Genomic DNA, 579 nt, shown 5'->3' on the forward strand with positions numbered 1-579 from the left:
GGGGGGGGGGGCGGGCCCGCGCGGCCCCCCCCCCCCCCCGCCCGCCCCGGGGCCCCCCCCCCGCGGTGGGCGCCCCCGCCGCTTTGCTGTCCGTGCCGATTGCCTGGCAGCGCCTACGTGGCCGCGCGGACCTGGTGGCAGGAGTCGGACGGCCGGGTCGACTGGCCGGCGCTGCCGACGGAGACGGTGTTCGAGGGCGAGCAGCTCGGCCACTGGGTCGCCGCGCAGCGCGGGGTGTTCGCCGGCCTGGAGCAGGAGCAGCAGGACCTGCTGGTCGGCATCGGCATCGAGGAGGACCCGGTGCTGGCAGAGGCGTCCGCGGTGAAGAAGGCGCGGAAGGCGGCGGCCGCGGGCCGGCCGAAGAAGCCGTCGGTGTCGCGGGCGGACCGGTTCGCGCTCGGCCTGGCCGCGCTCGCCCAGTTCGTCGCCCGGGAGGGTCGGGACAAGCCCGTCCCGCGGTCGCACGTGAAAGTGCTGGAGCGGGTGGTGGTCGGCCCCGACGCGGTGGAGACCACCGAGGCGACCGCCATCAAGTTGGGCTGCTGGGTCGGAGGCGGTCACCCCCGTACGGGGGTGACC

Annotated in this window: 1 pseudogene; it reads left to right on the forward strand. The window is 77.5% G+C overall.

The features are described 5' to 3' along the window. Positions 1-117 precede the first annotated feature (117 nt). Positions 118-579 (forward strand): annotated as a pseudogene (locus tag ACFV18_RS32745) (hypothetical protein); the annotation flags it as partial.

It is taken from the genome of Kitasatospora sp. NPDC059673 (assembly GCF_042734215.1).
Taxonomy (GTDB): domain Bacteria; phylum Actinomycetota; class Actinomycetes; order Streptomycetales; family Streptomycetaceae; genus Kitasatospora.